Genomic DNA, 19,572 nt, shown 5'->3' on the forward strand with positions numbered 1-19,572 from the left:
ATGAAAATTGTTGACGTATTATTAAGTAAAAGTAGTACAGGGTTCTATTTTGATGACCAAAAAGCTATCAAAATGGGAGCAAAAAATGATGGTTTAGCTTACATTGGAGATCCTGTAACTCCAGGATTCACTTCAATTAGACAACCAGGTGAAGCAATTTCAGTACAATTAGTACTTGAAGATGGTTCAGTAGCAAAAGGTGATTGTGCAGCTGTACAATATTCTGGAGCTGGTGGACGTGATCCTCTATTCTTAGCTGATGATTTTATTCCATTTATTGAAAAAAATCTTAAAGCTTGGATTTTAGGATTAGACGTTGCTACATTTGTAGAAAACGCAAGAGAATTAGATACTATGCATGTTGATGGTAAAAGATTACACACAGCAATCAGATATGGTATTTCTCAAGCATTATTAAATGCAACTGCTTTAGCTAGCAAAACTACTATGGCAGAAGTAATTAAAAAAGAATACAAATTAAACACTAAAATTGCTAGAAGACCAATCTTCTCACAATCAGGTGATGATAGATACTTAGCTGCTGATAAAATGATTATCAAATCAGTAGAAGTATTACCTCATGCATTAATTAACAATGTTGAAACTAAACTTGGTAAAGATGGATCAATCTTAAAAGACTATGTTGCATGGTTAAGAGATAGAATCAAAACTTTAGGTAAAGAAGGATACAATCCAACAATTCACCTTGATGTTTATGGTACTATTGGAGAAGCATTTAACTTAGATACTGAAAAAATGTGCGAATACATTATGAGCCTTGAAAAAACAGCTGCTCCTTATGCATTATATGTAGAAGGACCAATGGACACTGGAGATAGAGCATCTCAAATCGTTTCATTAGCTGCTTTAACTAAAGCTTTAAAAGATAATGGTTCAACTGTAAAATTAGTTGCTGATGAATGGTGTAATACATTTGACGATGTAAAAGCATTCTGTGCTGCTAATGCTGGAGATATTATGCAAATTAAAACTCCAGACTTAGGAAGTGTACACAACGTTGCTGAAGCAGTAATTTTCTGTAACGAAAAAGGATTCGGTTCATATGTTGGTGGAACTTGTAACGAAACTAACGTTTCAGCTGAAACTACAACTAATGTTGCAATGGCTACTGAAGCACTACAAGTACTTGCTAAACCAGGTATGGGTGTAGACGAAGGATACATGATCGTAAACAATGAAATGAATCGTGTTGAAATCTTAGCTAACCGTAATAAATAATAAATAAATTGTATAGAACGCCTAAATTTGTTATAATTTAGTTGGTGAACTTAGACTATTTATAACATGTTAGGAGAACAATTATGAATGATATTCAAAAAGATTATTTGATAGGGCTGCTTTTTAAACAAGTTAATTCATTTGATATTGAAACAATGAAAGAAGCAAACATCGACAATGAAAACTATTTAATGTACTTAAGAGATTTTATTGAAGATTATGCTTCTGACATTGATTTGATGAATCAAATATTTGATTTTTTAAAGAGTGAAAATCTTGAATTTATCACTGGTCCAATCATGTTGGAAAAAGATGGTTTGTTTGTTGAAGTAAGATTTAACGACCAATCATTTAAATCACTAGCGGAGACTTAGTAGATTTAGTTGTGAAGGCAGGTTGCCTCATGATTGACTACTTACCAATGGGAAGTATTGTAAGGTATGATAATTCATTAGTAATGATCGAACAAAGAATGGTTAAACCATTAGGAAAAAATTATTACATTGATTATAGAGCAATTCCATACCCAACAGGTATTTTCACTCAAGCTATGTATTTGTATTTCAACGATCAAGATATAGAAGAAGTTATCTTTACTGGTTACAGTGATGCAGAAAACGAAGGGTTTGAACTTGGTTTAAAAGAAGACTATATCAATAATAATGTTTTTTCAGTAAGATATCAGGAAGGAAATTAATTCATTCCAAATACAAAGTGAAAAAGCTATTAACTTAATATTTTAAAAATAGCTATCTTTGATAGCTATTTTTTAACATTAATACTTAAAGGAGTTATAAACATGAAAGAGGTTAAATACGAGCAAATAGTTGCTAAAACTAAAGAAGCTTGCATGAAAATGGCAGTAGATCTTCCAATGGATGTACAACGTAAATTAGAAGAAATGAATAGCAAAGAAGATGGAACATTAGCAAAACAAATGTTAAATGTTATCGTTGACAATGCAAAAATTGCACGTGCAGAAAATAGACCAATGTGTCAAGATACAGGAATGGTAGTTTGTTTTGTTAAAATAGGACAAGAAGTTCATGTAACTGGCGGAGCAATTGAAGATGCAATAAATGAAGGTGTTGCACTTGGATATGATGAAGGTTATTTAAGAAAATCAGTAGTAAATAATCCAATTGATAGAATAAATACAAAAAACAATACACCTGCAGTCGTACACTTTACAGTAGTACCTGGTGATGTATTTGAATTAGAATTTGCAGCAAAAGGCTTTGGTAGTGAAAACATGTCACAATTAAAAATGTTTCCACCAGCAGCTGGTATTGAAGGTGTAAAAGAATTTATTAAACAAGTAGTAAGAGATGCTGGACCAAATCCATGTCCTCCAATTATCGTTGGTATTGGTTTAGGTGGTACATTTGATAAATGTGCAATTATGGCTAAAAGAGCTGCAATTAGATCAGTAGATTCATTCAATCCTAACCCTAAAGTTGAAGCTCTAGAAAGAGAATTACTAGAAGAAATCAATAATTTAGGTATTGGCCCACAAGGTTTTGGTGGAAAAACAACTGCTTTAAAAGTAAATATTGAAATGTATGCAACACATATTGCTGGATTACCATGTGCAGTAAATATAAATTGTCATGCAGCAAGACATGTAAAGGTGGAAATTTAATATGGAAACAAAAAGATTAACTACTCCATTAACAAATGAAGCATTAGAAGCTTTACACAGTGGAGATCAAGTATTATTAAGTGGAGTAATTTATACTGCAAGAGATGCAGCACACAAAAGATTTGTTGAAGCTTTAGAAAGAGGAGAAAAACTTCCTTTTGAACCAGCTAATCAAGTAATATATTATGTTGGACCAACTCCAACTAAACCAGGTCAAACATTTGGTAGTGCTGGACCAACAACTGCATACCGTATGGATCCATACACACCAACAATGATAGATCAAGGTCTTAAAGGAATGATTGGTAAAGGTAAAAGAAGTCCAGAAGTTAAAGAAGCTATTAAAGGAAATGCAACATATTTCGCTGCTGTTGGTGGAGCTGCTGCATTAATGGGTAAAAGAGTTGTTGAAAGTGAAATTATTGCTTATGATGATTTAGGTGCTGAAGCTGTTAGAAGATTAGTAGTAGAAGATTTACCTATAATTGTAGTAAATGATATTCATGGAAATGATTTATATATTTCAGGTCAAGCTGAGTATTTAGAAAGTAAAGGTGAATAATTTATGATTAAGAAAACTGCAATGGCAGGTACTCTTGAATCAAATGATGTTCTTGTAGAAGTGTTTCCTAGTAAAGGAAAACGTGAAGTAGAAATAGAAAGTATTGTAATGGAACAATTTGGACAAGAAATAACAGATGTAGTTAATGCTACATTAGATCAATTAAACGCCAACGATTTAATTATCAAACTAAATGATAAAGGTGCTTTAAACTATACAATAAAAGCAAGAGTAGAAACTGCTGTTAAAAGAGGGAGTGAACAATAATGGCATATATTAGAAGTGCACTGTTTATTCCAGCAAACAACCCAGGAATGGTACAAAGTGCAGACTTATTACAAGCTGATGCTATCATTTTCGACCTTGAAGATGCAGTATCAATAAATCAAAAAGATGCAGCTAGAATATTATTAGAAGAAGGATTTAAATTCTTTCCTAAAAATGAAGTAACTAGAGTTGTTAGAATTAATCCAATGGATTCACCATATTTTTATGATGATATTGACATGGTTATTAAATATGATGTAGATTTTATTTTACTTGCAAAAGCTGATGTTGCATCAGTAGTAGAACTTGCTAAAAAAATAAAAGATACAAAAATTAAAATTATTACATTAATTGAAAGTGCTCATTCAATGTATGATTTAAGTAACATTTTAACTGCATCTGATTTAGTAGAAGGTATGTTATTTGGAGCAGAAGACTATTCTCTTGATATGCAAATTGAAAGAACTAAACAATCTGATGAAATATTTGTAGCAAGACAACAAATAGCAATAACTTGCCATGCTTTAAATAAATTCTCATTAGATACTCCATTTACAGATGTAGAAGATTTTGATATGTTAATTACAGATACTAAAAAAGCTAAAAACTTTGGTTTTAGTGGTAAAGCATGTATTAACCCAAGACAAGTTACATATGTAAACGATGTATTCTCACCTACTATAGAAGATATAGTAAATGCACAAGAAGTAATTGAAGCTGCTAAAGAAGCAGAAAAAGAAGGATTAGGTGTCTTTTCTTTAAATGGAAAAATGGTAGATGCTCCAATTATTAACAGAGCTAAATTAACATTAGAAAATGCAAGAAAGGCAGGAGTTAAATATGAGTAAGAAATTTGATGGAGTTCACGACTATAAATTTGTAGATTACAATTTCAAAAAAAATAATGCATTAGATCTTAAATCAAAACTAATTACTCTTGAAGAAGTAACTTCTAAAGTAGAATTTTTTGATGGAATGACAGTAAGTTTTCATCACCATTTAAGAAATGGTGATCATGTAGCAAATATGTTATTTGATATTATTGAAGCTCAAAACATTAAAAATGTAACAATAGTAGCAAGTAGTATTTTCCCAGTTCACAAAAAACTAGTTAAATTAATAGAAAATAAAAATGTAACTAAAATTTATTCAGCATATATTTCAGGAGATGTAGCAGATGCTATATCAGAAGGTAAGTTGCAAGAACCTGCTCATATGCATTCACATGGTGCAAGAGCAAGATTATTACTAAATAAAGAAATCGAAATAGATGTAGCATTTATAGCAGCACCTTGTGTTGATAATAAATCTAACATTAATGGTAGTGAAGGACCTTCAAGTTGTGGAGTTCTAGGATATGCTTATGCAGATGCATTAGTTGCTAAAAAAGTTGTTGCAGTAACAGATTACACAGTTGAATCAGTAAAAGATGTTGAAATAGATGGTAGTTGTGTTGACTATGTAGTTAAAGTTGATAAAATTGGTGATCCATCAGGGATTGTTTCAGGTACAACACAAGTTACAAAAGACCCAATTGGTTTATTAATTGCACGTAATGCAAACGAAGTAATAAAACACTCAGGTTTATTAAAAGATGGAATGAGTTTTCAAACAGGAGCTGGTGGTATTTCACTAGCAGTTGCACAAGAATTGAAGAAAACTATGAGTGATCAAGGAATTAAAGGATCATTTGCTAGTGGAGGAATCACTAGTTATTTAGTAGATATGTTAGAATCAGATTTATTTGAAGAACTATACGATGTACAATGTTTTGATTTAGGTGCAGTGCAATCAATATCTAAAAACAAAACTCACCACAAAATGGGAGCTTCAAAATATGCAAATCCATATGATAAAAATAATATCGTAAAAGATTTAGATATCGTAATTTTAGGAGCAACAGAAATAGATTTAGATTACAATGTAAACGTTGCTACTACATCAAATGGTGTTTTAATGGGTGGTTCAGGTGGACACGCTGATACAGCTGCAGGAGCAAAATTATCAATTATTGTTTCTAAATTAGTGTCTTCAAGAATTAGTGTTATTAAAGAAAGAGTTACTACAATTACTACTCCAGGAGAAACAATTGATGTACTTGTAACTGATCATGGTGTAGCAATTAATCCTAAGCATAAAGAATTGATACAAAGTATTCAAGAAAAAACAAACATCAAAGTTTATACAATTGATGAATTATACAAAAAAGCTCTACATTTAACTGGAATTCCAAAAGAAACTTCATTATCTGATGAAGTTGTAGGAATAGTTGAATACAGAGACGGTTCAATTTTAGATTATTTATATAAAAAATAACAATTTTCATTTATAAAAAGCGATTTATCGCTTTTTTTTTATCAAAAAATTGTTTTATTTTAAATAGATAATGTTATATAAACTGTATAAAATAGTCATTATATTTACTAAATTTTTTTCAAATGCTATAATGAAATGACACAAAAGGGGTGGAAAAATGAAGAAGTATTTATATGCATTTGTCTTAATATTTGTAATCACAATAAGTCAAAACAACATAGAAGCAAGTAGAAAATGTACTAATAATAAAAAAATCAGGACATGCACTACTACTGCTTCAAATACTACAAGAGTAGAAACTTATACATATAAGGAAAACAGTAGAAAGAATATCACTAATTATGTTTCAAGAACTACCAATAGAAAAACAAGAAAATTGACTAGATTGATAACTAAAACTTATCATAGTAATGGTAGATTAAAAAATCATCGGGATAGAAGATATACTGGTAACAGAAATGATATTACTAAAACTTATTACTCAAATGGGAAGAGAAGAAGAGTAACTAATAGAGTTACATTTAGTACATATACAAGAACTACTGTTCACAATTATTTGAATGCTGGTTCAAATGGAAGGTTTAGTGGTTCTAATGAAACAGAAAGATATCGTTCAAATAATAGAATAAGAAAAACTATTATAACAACAGCTCATAGTAATGGAAGAAGAAAACAAGTAACAAGAAATGATTATAATAGAAATGGCACAAGAACTTTAAATAGAATTCGAAAATTCAGAAATAATAAGCAAGAATACTACTACCGTAACATAAAGTATGGAACAACAAGAGAAGTTACATCTAAGACCTTTAATGCAGGTAGACATACTAGAATGGTAACAAATTTTATTAGAAATAATAAAACAGTAAAATCAGATACAACTTTATATCATTCAAATGGTGGAAATAGAAAATCCGTAGATACAAAAACATTTAATAATAATGCAAGAATGACTCAAAGATCTATTACTTATTATAATAATGCAAGAAACGGACGTAGGACTTCACTACAAAGACACTACTTTAATGGTAGTTTTAAAAGAACAAGCAGAAAAATATGGTATTATAATGCATCTAATAGAAATACAGGATTAAGAACTACAACCTATAATGTAACAAATGGAAGAATTACAAATGATGTTAGAAATAACTATTTTAATAATTCTACTAGAATATCATCAAGAATAACTAATGCATATAATGCATCTAATACATTAACTAATTCAAAAACTGACTATTTTAATACATCGAGTACAAGGTATCAACATAATGAAAAAAGATATAATAATTCGGCTAGACTAACAAGTAATATAAATTATTATTATACTTCAAACAGAATTTATTTAAAAAAAGGGTATGAGTATAATACTTCAAACTATACTTACTTACATGATGAATACAATAATGGTACATTAATTTTGCAAGATAAAACAGTATATAGAAATAATACAACAACAAAAACTTCCTATGAAAGAAGTTTTTATAAATCTGGTAAACTTGATAACAAAGTAGTATATACTTTTAATAATTCAGGGAATATAACTTCATCAAGAACGACAAACTCGAATAATGTTAGTGCATCTAGCATGTCACATTCATCTAGATTTCCAATTACAAATGGAGTGATTACATCTTCTAATTGGTTCTATCCATCTAGTTTTGGCGGTGGTTGGCATCCAGGTATTGATATTGCATCATACAGACATTCATCTCAAGGATTTGCACAATATATAAGATGGACATTTGATAATGAAGGAGTAGTATTGAGTCGTAATAACAGCTGTAACACTACTAATAGTAGTGGTTGTGGAGCTGGTGGTTTTGGAAACTCAGTGCTAATTGCCGTACAACATCAAGGTAAATTCTATACAATTTTGTATGGACATAACAGCAAGTTAGCAACAACTGGGACTTCAACAAATGCTAATATTTTTAGAAGTATAGCAGTTGGAAATAAAGTAAAAAACAATCAAATAATTGGAAGAGTAGGCTCAAGTGGCTTTTCAACTGGTTATCATATACATTTACAAATACAAGAGCACACATATGCAAAAAGTATTAGTGACATACAAACAAGGTTTAATAGGCATAATAAAAACATTTTATTTAATGTAAATTATAATGCTTTAAGCAATTATTCAGATATAGTAACAGTTAATCCGGATATAATATTTAACTTAAGATATTATCAATCATGGAGTGGAAGATAATAAAAGGACAACTTTACAAAATAATCATACAAATAATATATAAAAAAGATATGATATTTGTTATAATCTAAATAGAATGGATAGGTGATTTTATTGAGAAAAAAATTAATACTACTAATATTATTAATGTTAACCATTATTTTAACATTACTAAACATGAATAAAGGTGGCAAATTTATTAAAGATGCAGCTAGTATTCAATTGATTACAACTAAAGGATTTACTAAATCCGATACTCTAATAAAAGACTCATTTGCAAAAGATAGTGCACAAATATCTAGTGTATTAAAGAAATATGAATATGTTGAAGCAAGTGCTATAAAAGCATGTGATAAAAACGGAACAGCAACCATTGTCTCACAAGAAACTGGTTTTAATGTCGTTGCAATTGAAAATTCTAATTCCTTTGAATACTACAAAGAAAAAAGTAATGGCTGTGAATTGATTGGAAAAATAAGTGATGTAAAATTTACTGAAAACATAGTTGAAGCATATGCAAATGATAGTATTTATACAAGTTTTGAATCTAATAATAATTTTGAAATAAGTGGTATGGTAAAAGTAAAAGATGATGAAGTAACATCAATTGATACTTTAGACAATAGATATACAAATCCTACAGCCTTTTCAAATGGTGTCTTAATGATTCAAAATAATAAAAATGTCGTTGCCTTTGATAAAGATGATAAGGTTATCTTTCAACAAAATAATTCTAAATCTTCTAGACAAATACTAGCGCTAAATGTAATTGATAACTCATTATTTTTAATAATAAAAGACGATAACAAAGTATCTATAGAGGGATACAATATCGAAGATAAAGATAGTTTTATAAGTGCAAAACCTGCAATAACATATGAAATTACTAAATATATAGGTAATGTAGGAAGCGAAATAACAACTAAAAAAAGTAATTCATATGCTAGTTTTACTACAAATAACAATACAATTGTTGTCTCAAAAGATTTAGCAAAAGTTATTGTGTTAGAAAAATACAATACAACTTTAGGTTTTAATGGATCAGATATAATTGTAAAAAAAGATGAAAACTATTATGTATTTAATTTAGACAACAATACATTTGAAGATTTTGGTAAAATAAAAGCACTTAATTTTAAGTTTTCAGGTAATTCTATTGTTTTTGAAGTATTAAATAAAGACGGTAAATCAGAATACATAAAATTCAACAAGGGATAAGCAATGCTTATCTCTTTCTTATGAAAGAAAGGTATAGTACATAGATTGTACTGGTAAAAAATATGAACAAAGAAATATTAAAAGAAATAGAAGATAGTGAGTATATAACTGTATTTAGACACGAATTTGCAGATCCTGATGCTTTAGGAGCTCAGTTTGGCTTAATTGAAATAATAAAAAACAACTATCCTAATAAAAAAGTGTTTGCACTTGGAAAAGAATCTGAAGGATTATCAAATGTATTATTTCCAAAATCAGACATTGTAACAGATGATATCATTAGTGAATCATTAGCAATTGTTGTAGACACTGCAAACAGTGCAAGAATAGATGATCAAAGATTTTTGAATGCTAAAAATATTATTAAAATAGATCATCACCCTAACATAGAAAAGTATGGTAGTATAAATTTAGTTGATGAAAATGCTGCTGCTGCTAGCTGCATTGTAGCTACATTAGCTTATGAATTAAATTTAGCCCTAAACAAAGAGGCAGCAAACTATTTATATACTGGTATTGTTGGAGATACAGGAAGATTTCTATATAATAATACAAGTGAAGCAACATTTGAAATGGCAGCCTGGTTGCTAAAACAAGGTGCACAATTATCAACTGTTTATGATAAATTATATGAAAGAAGTATTGAACAGGTTAAACTTAATGGATATATATTAGATAACTTTAAAATAATTGATAACAAAATAGCTTACTATATTTTAGAAGAAAAAGATTATAATGCATGTGGGGTAAATTTTAACCAAGCCAAAGAATATGTGAATACATTAGCAGGAATTAAAGGAATAAGAGTGTGGATATCAGCAACATACAATCCAGCAACAAAATTTTATCATGTGTCATTGAGATCAAAAGATGTTCCAGTAAATTTAATTGCAAACCAATTTGGCGGTGGTGGTCACATGTATGCTTCAGGCATAAAAGTATCAACTCTTGAAAGATTTAACTTAATATTAGATGAAATTTCAAAAAGTATGTAATCTAATTGTTTATATAAACTAAATAATAATTAAAAATATAAAATAATACCTTATACTATCCTATTCTAGAGTGATTACTCTTGTTTGAAATCATACTTTACTGTATAATTTAGGGGTAGAAACAAAAAAAAGGAGGTTATTGTAATGGAAATAATCATTGCAGTAATTGCCTTTATTCTTGGGGTAAGCTGTATATATTTATTACAGCGTTTTCAAATAATTAAAGCAAATACTCAAGCTTCAGAAATAGTTGATGAAGCTAATAAAAAAGCTATAAATATAGAAAAAAGTGCCATATTAGAAGCTAAAACAGTAGCTCATGAATATAAGATGGAAGCTGAACAAGAGATAAAGGCGATAAAAACAGAATTATCAACACAAGAATCAAAAATAAATAAAAAAGAACAAGCAGTAGATAAAAAAGAAGTACTAATTCAAGGAAGACAAGAATTATTATTATCTAAAGAAGCAGATTTAGATAAAAAGTTGTCAAAACTTGATAAAGAAGAACAAAATATAGAAAACAGAAAAAAAGAACAAATTGAATTGTTGCAAAATATATCAGGTTTTTCTAAACAACAAGCAAAAGATGAATTGATTTCATTAGTAAAATCACAGATAGAAAATGAAATGAGTGCCCTAGTAAAAGAAGCTGAAGAAGAAGCAAAAGAAAAATCAGAAGCAGTAGCTAAAGAATTAGTAGCAATGTCAATTCAAAGATATAGTGCTGAACAAGCAAATGAAAGAACAATTGCAACAGTAGCACTTCCAAGTGAAGAAATGAAGGGTAGAATAATAGGTAGAGAAGGTAGAAATATTAGAGCAATTGAGTCTGCTACAGGTGTAGACTTGATAATTGATGATACACCAGAAACAATTACTGTTTCATGTTTTGATCCAATTAGAAGAGAAATAGCAAGACAATCACTAGAATCACTTATTCAAGATGGAAGAATACAACCATCAAGAATAGAAGAGTTAGTAAAAAAAGCCAGAGATAATGTAAACAAAACAATTAAACAAGCTGGAGAAGAAGCGATATTTGAACTTGGCATTACAAAAGTTCCAAAAGAATTAGTTAATCTTATAGGAAAATTAAAATATCGTACAAGTTATGGACAAAGTGCTTTAAAACACTCAATGGAAGTTGCTTTTTTAGCTGGTATGTTAGCAGCTGAACTAGGCGAAAACCAAATGCTTGCAAGAAGAGCAGGGTTATTACATGATATTGGAAAAGCAGTTGATTTTGAACAAGAAGGTAGCCATGTAGAACTTGGAGCAAAATATGCAAGAAAATATGGTGAATCGGAAGTTGTAATAAATTCAATAGAATCACACCATGGAAATGTTGCTCCAACAGGAGTAATATCAATATTAGTAGCTGCAGCTGATGCTTTAAGCGCATCTAGACCAGGTGCTAGAATGGAATCACTTGAAAATTACATACAAAGATTAGAAAATTTAGAGAAAATAGCATCAGCATTCAAAGGAGTAGAATCAGTATTTGCTATTCAAGCTGGTCGAGAAGTAAGAGTAATAGTTAAACCAGAAATAATAGATGATTTAGCATGTTATACACTCGCAAGAGAAATAAAAGATAAAATAGAAAGTGATATGACATATCCTGGACAAATAAAAGTAACTGTACTTCGTGAAACAAAAGCTAGCGAAGTAGCTAAATAATGATATAATAAGGATGGAGCTTTAGCTCCATCCTTATTAATTTTGAAAGAAGGTATAATAATGAACATATTGTTTATTGGTGATATTTTTGGAGAAGTAGGTAGAGACTTAATTGATGAATACCTACCAATTATTAAAAATAAGCATAATATAGACTTTACAATAGCAAATGGAGAAAATACTACACATGGTAAAGGACTAAGTAAAAAACACTACGATGAGCTTTTAAATCAAGGAATTGATGCAATTACAATGGGAAATCATACATTTGATAGATCAGATATATTAGATTGGATAGATAATGCTAATAAGCTAATAAGACCAGCAAACCTACCAGTTTATACTCCAGGAGTTGGCACAAAAGTTTTTGAAAAAAACGGTGTTAAAATACAGGTTACCAATCTTTTAGGTAGAGTTTTTTATGGTGGAATAATAAATCACCCAGTAGAGGTAATGGAAAAAATAGTAGAAGAAAGTAAAGCAGACATTCATATACTTGATATTCATGCAGATGCTACAGCAGAAAAGATTTGTTTAGGTTATGAATTTGATGGTAAAATAAGTGCAGTTTTAGGAACCCATACTCATGTACAAACTGCAGATGAAAGATTGCTAGATAATAAAACAGCATATATTACAGATGTTGGAATGTGTGGACCATTTAATCAATGTATTGGAATGGATAAAAAAAATGTAGTTTACAGAATGAAAACAGGACTTCCAGCAAGATTTGAAGCTGGTCAAGGTCCAGGTATATTAAATGCAGTTGTAATTAAATTTGAAAATAATACACCTATAAGTATAGAAAGAATATCACTTTCACCACTTAATAACTATAAAATTTAAGCAGTTATGTTTAAATCAATCGAAAAGTTAATTATATTAGTTATAATATAATTGACTTTTTTTAATTAAATATATATAATATATTCAAGCTTTCTTATAATGATTATAATTTTATAGATATCTAGCTCATACTTTAACTAAATTAATCATTTTTTTTGGAAAAAAGCTTGCTTTTAAGCGATAAAATCAGTATACTATTAGAGTATTCAATATTGATGTCCACGTAGCTCAGCCGGATAGAGCAATGGCCTTCTAAGCCATCGGTCAGGGGTTCGAATCCCTTCGTGGACGCCATTTTTATTGAAATATTAATAGTAATGTCCACGTAGCTCAGCCGGATAGAGCAATGGCCTTCTAAGCCATCGGTCAGGGGTTCGAATCCCTTCGTGGACGCCATTTAAAAATAGACGCTTATAGCGTTTTTTTTTATAGATTTATAAAATTCTAATAAGGGGAATAATATGGATTATAATATTTATATAGATGAATCAGGAAGTTATAATGACTTTCAAACAAGATATTATGTAGTAAGTGCTATAATTAGTAATAGTAAAAAAAGTCTAGAAAATTTACATAAAAATATAGCCCTTAAAATAAAGAAGAAACAAGAAAACTCTGAATTAAAAGCATCTAGATTAAGTGACTTTGAAAAGAGTTTGTTTATAAATGAAATGATCGAAAATGAAATAGAAATATATAGTCTAGTATTAGATAAAAAAAAGCTAAAAGAAATTAATCGATATACAATGAGTGAAATAGGAATGAACAACTTAATGATTATTGAATTGCTAAATATAATATTGAAAAACTTTAAACAATTAAATCACATAATTATATATAATGATCAAAGATCAGTATCTCCATTAGCTTATTATGATTTAGAGACTCATTTGAATGTAACATTTTACAATAAAGTTAAACTCATTGATGTAATATACAAAGATTCATCGTTGAATAGAACAATACAACTAGTAGACTATATTTCAAATGTGGTGTTTGGTAAATATAATAAAACTAATAAAGGATATTTACATGTTAAAAATATAGAAAAATTAAATATAATAGAATTACTAGGTGAAAAATAATGAAAAAAAACAAAAAAATATTTTTAGGTATTTTAGTATTCATTATAGGTGTTTTTAGTTTTATAACAGTTCAAATAAAAATACATTCAAATGATGAAATAAACAATGATTTAGATTACTTAATAGTTTTAGGAGCTAAGATTAATGGTGATAAACCAAGCTTAGATTTAAAATCAAGACTAGACAAAGCTATTAAAGTTTATTATAAAACTGATGAACCAATAATTATAGTTTCAGGTGGTCAGGGAAAAGATGAAGACTATACAGAAGCTAGCATTATGAAAAAATACTTAGTAGCTAGAAACATTCCAACAAATAATGTTATAGAAGAAGATAAATCAACTAATACAAATGAAAATTTTAAGTATACAAAAGATATTTTAGAAAAATTAGATTCAAATTACACTAATAAAAATATTGGGTTTGTAACATCAGATTATCATGTTGCAAGAAGCTTGATGTTATCTAGAAGAAATTTAGCGACTGATCATATTATAGGACAAGCAGCTAGTAGTGCTAGTAAAGGTGGTATTGTACGAGAGATATTTGCATATATAAAATCATTCATCTTTGATAGCTAGTTTATAACATTTATAGACATATAAGTATTTATTATTAAGTCTTTAATAATTATAAAAAGAAAGATAGGGTGCTTAATTTATTGTTTACTTATAAGCCTAAATTTGTTAAAATGATTAAGGAAATAATTATACATATTAGGAGGAAGTAAAATGTCAAAAATTATGGCAGTAAACGCTGGTTCTTCATCATTAAAGTATCAATTACTTGAAATGCCAGAAGCAACTGAACTTTGTTCAGGAATTATTGAAAGAATTGGTATTAATGATTCAATTTTTACTATTGAAGTAGCTGGTGAAAAACACAAAAATATTTTAGATATTGAAAATCATACTAAAGCAGTTGAATTAGTATTAGAAGCTCTAACAAAATATAATGTTGTTAGTTCTTTATCTGAAATTGAAGCAGTAGGACATAGAATGGTTCATGGTGGTGAAGAGTTTGCAGTATCTACAATTATCACTGATGAAGTAGAATCAACAATTGAAAGACTATCTGACCTTGCTCCATTACATAATCCAGCAAACTTAGTTGGATACAGAGCATTCAAAGCTGCATTACCAGGTGTAGGACATGTTGCAGTATTTGATACAGCATTCCACCAAACAATGACTAAAGAAAGTTACATGTATGCAATTCCTTACGAATATTACACTGATTATGGTGTAAGAAGATACGGATTCCACGGAACAAGTCATTTATATGTATCTAAAAGAGCAATTGAATTATTAGGTAATCCAGAAAAATCAAAAATTATAACTTGCCACTTAGGTAATGGTGCTTCTTTAGCAGCAGTTAAAGATGGTAAATCAATTAATACTTCAATGGGATTAACTCCACTTGCAGGTGTTATGATGGGAACAAGATCTGGAGATATTGATCCTGCAATTATCACTTTCTTAATGGGACATACAGGTAAAACTGCTTTAGAAATCACTGATATTTTAAATAAGAAATCTGGTATGTTAGGTATATCTGGAATTTCTAGTGATGCAAGAGACATCGAAGATGGTTATAATGCAAACGAGCCAAGAGCTGTTTTAACTGTTGAATTATATATTCATAGAATTATGGAAGTTATTGGTTCATATGTAATGCAACTTGGAGGAGTAGATGCAATTGTATTTACTGCTGGACTTGGTGAAAATGGTATAATGTTTAGAGAAAAAGTAATAGAAGCTATTTCAGAAGCAACTGGTATTAAATTAGATGCTGAAAGAAATAATGTAAGAGGAAAAGAAACACTTATATCTTCTGATGATTCAGCTGCAAAAGTATTCTTAATTCCTACTAATGAAGAATTAGTAATTGCACAAGATACTCAAAGATTACTTAACCTTTAATAAAAAAAAGACTTTTTAGTCTTTTTTTTTGAGAAAAATAATGAATTTTAATAAAAGAGAGGATTTTTAAATACATGAATAATAATAAAGAACTACTTAAAATTAAAATAAACGAAAAACCTAAAAATATCTTTTTATGGATACTACTATCATTTCAACACGTGTTTGCAATGTTTGGTGCAACAGTATTAGTACCTGCATTAACTGGTTTAGATCCAGCTGTAGCGATATTTTGTTCAGGGATAGGAACACTAATATATATAACTTGTACAAAAGGAAAAGTGCCTGTATATTTAGGTAGCTCTTTTGCCTATATTAGTGCAATATCACTTAGCTTACAAAATGGTGGATATGGTGCAGTAGCATCAGGGTTAATGGTAGTTGGTATTACTTATGCAATTGTATCAGTAATTTTACGTTTTACAGGTATCAATTGGCTTAAGAAATTAATGCCACCTATAGTTGTTGGACCAATGATTATGGTTATTGGTTTAGGGTTAGCTTCAAGTGCTGTAACTAATGCAGGATTAAGTGCTGATGCATTTAATGCTCAAAGTGCTTTAATAGCAGCCTTTACATTGTTGGTAACAGCATTAGTGTCAATTATAGGTAAAGGTTTCTTTAAAATAATTCCAATTTTAATAGGTATTATTTCAGGTTATTTATTTGCTTTAGCTTTAGGAGCAGTTGACTTAAGTTCATTTAATAATATCAGTCTTTTTGCAGCACCACCATTTCAATTTGCATTTATAGATTACCAATTTGATTGGAGTGTAATTCCTATGTTTTTACCACTAGCATTAGTAACAATAGCAGAGCACATTGGTGATCATACTGTATTATCAAGTATATGTGGAAAAGACTTTATAAAAGATCCAGGTCTGAAACAAACACTATTAGGAGATGGTTTAGCTTCTTTAGTTGCAGGATTGATAGGTGGACCAGCAAATACTACATATGGAGAAAATACTGGAGTAATTGCAATTACAAAAGTAGGTTCAGTTTATGTAATAGGGTTGGCAGCAATCTTTGCAATGTGTTTAAGCTTTTTACAACCAGTTGCAGCATTTATTTATAGTATTCCTGCTCCTGTTATGGGTGGAATTTCAATTATGCTTTTTGGAATAATTGCTAGTAATGGTGTAAAAATACTTATAGAAAACAAAACAAATTTCAATGATTCTAGAAATTTAGTAATAGCAGCTTCAATGCTAATATTAGGAATTGGTGGAGCAGCGTTTAACATAACATCAACTCTTACAATTTCTGGAATGGCATTAGCAGCATTAGTAGGGATGATATTGAATCTTGTTTTGCCTCATAATAAGGATTTAGAAGGAAGAGAGTTTGATAAACTCATTAACGAAGAAGACATGAATATAGATGTATAAAAACAAAAACCAAGTATGAAAATATTTGGTTTTTTTCTGTTTAATATAACAGAAATTTTGTATATCTTACGAAAATGTAAGATAAATAATTGAATATTTCATGAAATATTCTTTAAAATATAATATAATAAGATTTATGAGTTATTATAAATCAAAATTATTAAAGGGGAATAGTAATGATAAATAAAAAAGTTAGAAAAGCTGTAATACCAGCTGCAGGTTTAGGGACAAGATTTTTACCTGCTACAAAAGCACAAGCAAAAGAAATGTTACCAATAGTTGATATACCAACTATTCAATTAATAGTAGAAGAAGCAACAAAATCAGGAATAGAACAAATATTAATTGTTATAAATGATGATAAACAAGCAATTGAAAATCATTTTGACTATAATTTAGAATTAGAAGAAAAACTTAGACAATCAGGTAAAACAGATCTTATAAAAATTATTAGAGATATTGCTGACATGGCTGAAATTTACTATGTAAGACAAAAAGAACAAAAAGGTTTAGGTCATGCAATTTATACAGCTAAAGACTTTATAGCAGGTGAGCCATTTGCTGTATTACTAGGAGATGATGTTGTTTATAGTGAAGATAAACCAGCATTGAAACAGCTAATAGATGCTTATGATGAAACAAACTCAAGTATTATGGGAGTGCAGACTGTTGATAAAGCAGAAGTGGAAAAATATGGGATTGTTTCAATTTCAGGTGATATAAAAGATAATAATAGATTACATCAAATGAATGGAATGGTTGAAAAGCCTAATAAAGATCAAGCACCTAGTCAAATGGCTGTTTTAGGTAGATATATATTAACAAGTGAAATATTTGATATTTTAGAAAATCAAAAGCCAGGTAAAGGAAATGAAATTCAATTAACTGATGCAGTAGCAACGTTAATGGAAACTCAAAAAGTATATGCCTATGATTTTGAGGGGACTAGATATGATGTTGGAGATAAATTTGGTTTTGTTAAAGCAACTATTGATTATGCTTTAAGAAGAGATGAATTGAAAGATAAAGTTTTAGAATATATTAAACAAATAGCAAAATAAATAAGTATATAGAAAAGGTGATTATATGAAAGTTTGTATCTACTTTGAAGGTATCAATAACATAAAGAAATCAGGGATTGGCCGTGCATTTTCGCACCAAGTAGAAATTTGTAAACAAAATAACATAGAATATACAACGAATTTCAAAGATAATTACGATATATTACATATTAATACAATATTTTTAAAAAGTGATGAAGCAATTAGATATGCAAGAAAACAAAATGCAAAAGTCATTTATCATGCACATACAACAAAAGAAGATTTTGAGAATTCATTTAAAATGTCAAATTATATTGCTCCAGGATTGAAAAAATGGTTAATTAGACTATACTCTAAAGCCGATTTGATTTTGACACCAACAGAATACTCTAAAAAACTTATTGAAGGTTACGGTATAAAAGTACCCGTTATGGCAATTTCAAATGGAATTGATTTAACAAAATATGAACCTGATATAAATAAAGAAAAAGAGTTTTTCAATTATTTTAATTTAAAACCTGAAGAAAAAGTATTTATTTCAGTAGGTTTGTGGTTCAAAAGAAAAGGAATTATAGATTTTATTGAACTTGCAAAAGAACTACCACAGTATAAATTTATCTGGTTTGGACACATTGCTAAAAGTAGCATACCAGCAGAAATAGTAGAAGCAATGGATAATAAACCAACTAATTGCCTATTTCCTGGATACATTGCAGGTAATGTAATACAAGGAGCTTTTTCTGCAGCTACAGCTTTTATATTTATGTCATATGAAGAAACGGAAGGAATTGTTGTTTTAGAAGCGCTAGCAAGTAAACAAAACGTTATAATTAGAGATATTCCTGTGTATCAAGATTGGCTAGAGGATGGAAAAGATGTATTAAAAGCTAAAACAATTCAAGATTTTAAAGACAAGATAACTTATTTTGTTAATAATGAAAAAAATGAAATAAGAATAAATGGATATGAAGTTGCAAAGACAAAAGATATTCATTTAGTCGGTATGCAAATGAAAAAAATATATGAATATGTTTTAACATTGCCAGAGAAAAAATATATAGCAAAAAAAATATCAAAACAAATTACATATAAAATAAGCGATAAAAAACGAAATAGGCTCTAAGCCTATTTTTTATAGAAAAATATTATAATTAATTATATAAAAATATAAATAT

Annotated in this window: 19 protein-coding genes and 2 tRNA genes; all 21 read left to right on the forward strand. The window is 29.1% G+C overall.

The window, feature by feature from the left end:
• Positions 1-1,239, forward strand: a complete 1,239-nt coding sequence (locus ACD762_RS03795) for a methylaspartate ammonia-lyase (protein WP_423364535.1) — start codon at positions 1-3, stop codon at positions 1,237-1,239.
• A gap of 83 nt (positions 1,240-1,322) precedes the next feature.
• The gene (locus tag ACD762_RS03800) at positions 1,323-1,613 is read left to right on the forward strand and encodes a hypothetical protein (RefSeq protein ID WP_423364536.1); all 291 of its coding nucleotides are present in this window, start codon (positions 1,323-1,325) and stop codon (positions 1,611-1,613) included.
• Positions 1,614-1,642: 29 nt separating this feature from the next.
• Positions 1,643-1,936 carry a DUF4176 domain-containing protein gene (locus ACD762_RS03805; RefSeq protein WP_423364537.1) on the forward strand — a complete coding sequence of 98 codons (294 nt, stop codon included), beginning with the start codon at positions 1,643-1,645 and terminating at the stop codon, positions 1,934-1,936.
• A gap of 102 nt (positions 1,937-2,038) precedes the next feature.
• Complete coding sequence (locus ACD762_RS03810) at positions 2,039-2,881, forward strand: fumarate hydratase (protein WP_423364538.1); 843 nt, start codon at positions 2,039-2,041, stop codon at positions 2,879-2,881.
• Between the two features lies 1 nt (position 2,882).
• On the forward strand, positions 2,883-3,443 hold the full coding sequence (locus ACD762_RS03815) for a Fe-S-containing hydro-lyase (protein ID WP_423364539.1): 561 nt from the start codon (positions 2,883-2,885) through the stop codon (positions 3,441-3,443).
• Between the two features lie 3 nt (positions 3,444-3,446).
• Positions 3,447-3,710 carry a citrate lyase acyl carrier protein gene (gene citD, locus ACD762_RS03820; RefSeq protein WP_423364540.1) on the forward strand — a complete coding sequence of 88 codons (264 nt, stop codon included), beginning with the start codon at positions 3,447-3,449 and terminating at the stop codon, positions 3,708-3,710.
• Positions 3,710-4,558: an HpcH/HpaI aldolase/citrate lyase family protein gene (locus tag ACD762_RS03825; RefSeq protein WP_423364541.1), complete on the forward strand. Its 849-nt coding sequence runs from the start codon at positions 3,710-3,712 to the stop codon at positions 4,556-4,558. The genes citD and ACD762_RS03825 overlap by 1 nt, the downstream gene beginning before the upstream one ends.
• Positions 4,551-6,026 (forward strand): citrate lyase subunit alpha, encoded by a 1,476-nt coding sequence (citF, locus tag ACD762_RS03830; protein ID WP_423364542.1) that lies wholly within the window; start codon positions 4,551-4,553, stop codon positions 6,024-6,026. The genes ACD762_RS03825 and citF overlap by 8 nt, the downstream gene beginning before the upstream one ends.
• Before the next feature lie 157 nt (positions 6,027-6,183).
• Positions 6,184-8,235: a M23 family metallopeptidase gene (locus ACD762_RS03835; RefSeq protein ID WP_423364543.1), complete on the forward strand. Its 2,052-nt coding sequence runs from the start codon at positions 6,184-6,186 to the stop codon at positions 8,233-8,235.
• Between the two features lie 93 nt (positions 8,236-8,328).
• Positions 8,329-9,432, forward strand: a complete 1,104-nt coding sequence (locus ACD762_RS03840; RefSeq protein ID WP_423364544.1) for a hypothetical protein — start codon at positions 8,329-8,331, stop codon at positions 9,430-9,432.
• Positions 9,433-9,494: 62 nt separating this feature from the next.
• A complete protein-coding gene (locus tag ACD762_RS03845; RefSeq protein ID WP_423364545.1) occupies positions 9,495-10,427 on the forward strand; it encodes a DHH family phosphoesterase in 933 nt (310 codons plus the stop codon).
• A 144-nt stretch (positions 10,428-10,571) separates the two neighbouring features.
• Positions 10,572-12,110, forward strand: a complete 1,539-nt coding sequence (gene rny / locus ACD762_RS03850; protein ID WP_423364546.1) for a ribonuclease Y — start codon at positions 10,572-10,574, stop codon at positions 12,108-12,110.
• Positions 12,111-12,170: 60 nt separating this feature from the next.
• Positions 12,171-12,956, forward strand: a complete 786-nt coding sequence (locus ACD762_RS03855) for a TIGR00282 family metallophosphoesterase (protein WP_423364547.1) — start codon at positions 12,171-12,173, stop codon at positions 12,954-12,956.
• A 217-nt stretch (positions 12,957-13,173) separates the two neighbouring features.
• Positions 13,174-13,250, forward strand: a tRNA-Arg gene (locus ACD762_RS03860).
• A 25-nt stretch (positions 13,251-13,275) separates the two neighbouring features.
• A tRNA-Arg gene (locus ACD762_RS03865) sits at positions 13,276-13,352 on the forward strand.
• Between the two features lie 65 nt (positions 13,353-13,417).
• Positions 13,418-14,041, forward strand: coding sequence for a DUF3800 domain-containing protein (locus tag ACD762_RS03870; RefSeq protein WP_423364548.1), 624 nt, complete (start codon positions 13,418-13,420; stop codon positions 14,039-14,041).
• Positions 14,041-14,622: a YdcF family protein gene (locus tag ACD762_RS03875; protein WP_423364549.1), complete on the forward strand. Its 582-nt coding sequence runs from the start codon at positions 14,041-14,043 to the stop codon at positions 14,620-14,622. Before ACD762_RS03870 ends, ACD762_RS03875 begins: the two co-directional genes overlap by 1 nt.
• Before the next feature lie 150 nt (positions 14,623-14,772).
• Positions 14,773-15,963: an acetate/propionate family kinase gene (locus ACD762_RS03880; RefSeq protein WP_423364550.1), complete on the forward strand. Its 1,191-nt coding sequence runs from the start codon at positions 14,773-14,775 to the stop codon at positions 15,961-15,963.
• Between the two features lie 74 nt (positions 15,964-16,037).
• Positions 16,038-17,354 carry a uracil-xanthine permease family protein gene (locus tag ACD762_RS03885; RefSeq protein WP_423364551.1) on the forward strand — a complete coding sequence of 439 codons (1,317 nt, stop codon included), beginning with the start codon at positions 16,038-16,040 and terminating at the stop codon, positions 17,352-17,354.
• A 176-nt stretch (positions 17,355-17,530) separates the two neighbouring features.
• Positions 17,531-18,415 carry a UTP--glucose-1-phosphate uridylyltransferase GalU gene (gene galU, locus ACD762_RS03890; protein ID WP_423364552.1) on the forward strand — a complete coding sequence of 295 codons (885 nt, stop codon included), beginning with the start codon at positions 17,531-17,533 and terminating at the stop codon, positions 18,413-18,415.
• A gap of 25 nt (positions 18,416-18,440) precedes the next feature.
• Positions 18,441-19,520: a glycosyltransferase family 4 protein gene (locus tag ACD762_RS03895; protein WP_423364553.1), complete on the forward strand. Its 1,080-nt coding sequence runs from the start codon at positions 18,441-18,443 to the stop codon at positions 19,518-19,520.
• Positions 19,521-19,572: the final 52 nt, after the last annotated feature.

It is taken from the genome of Mycoplasma sp. P36-A1, from assembly GCF_049478495.1.
GTDB lineage: Bacteria > Bacillota_I > Bacilli_A > JAJDGJ01 > JAJDGJ01 > P36-A1.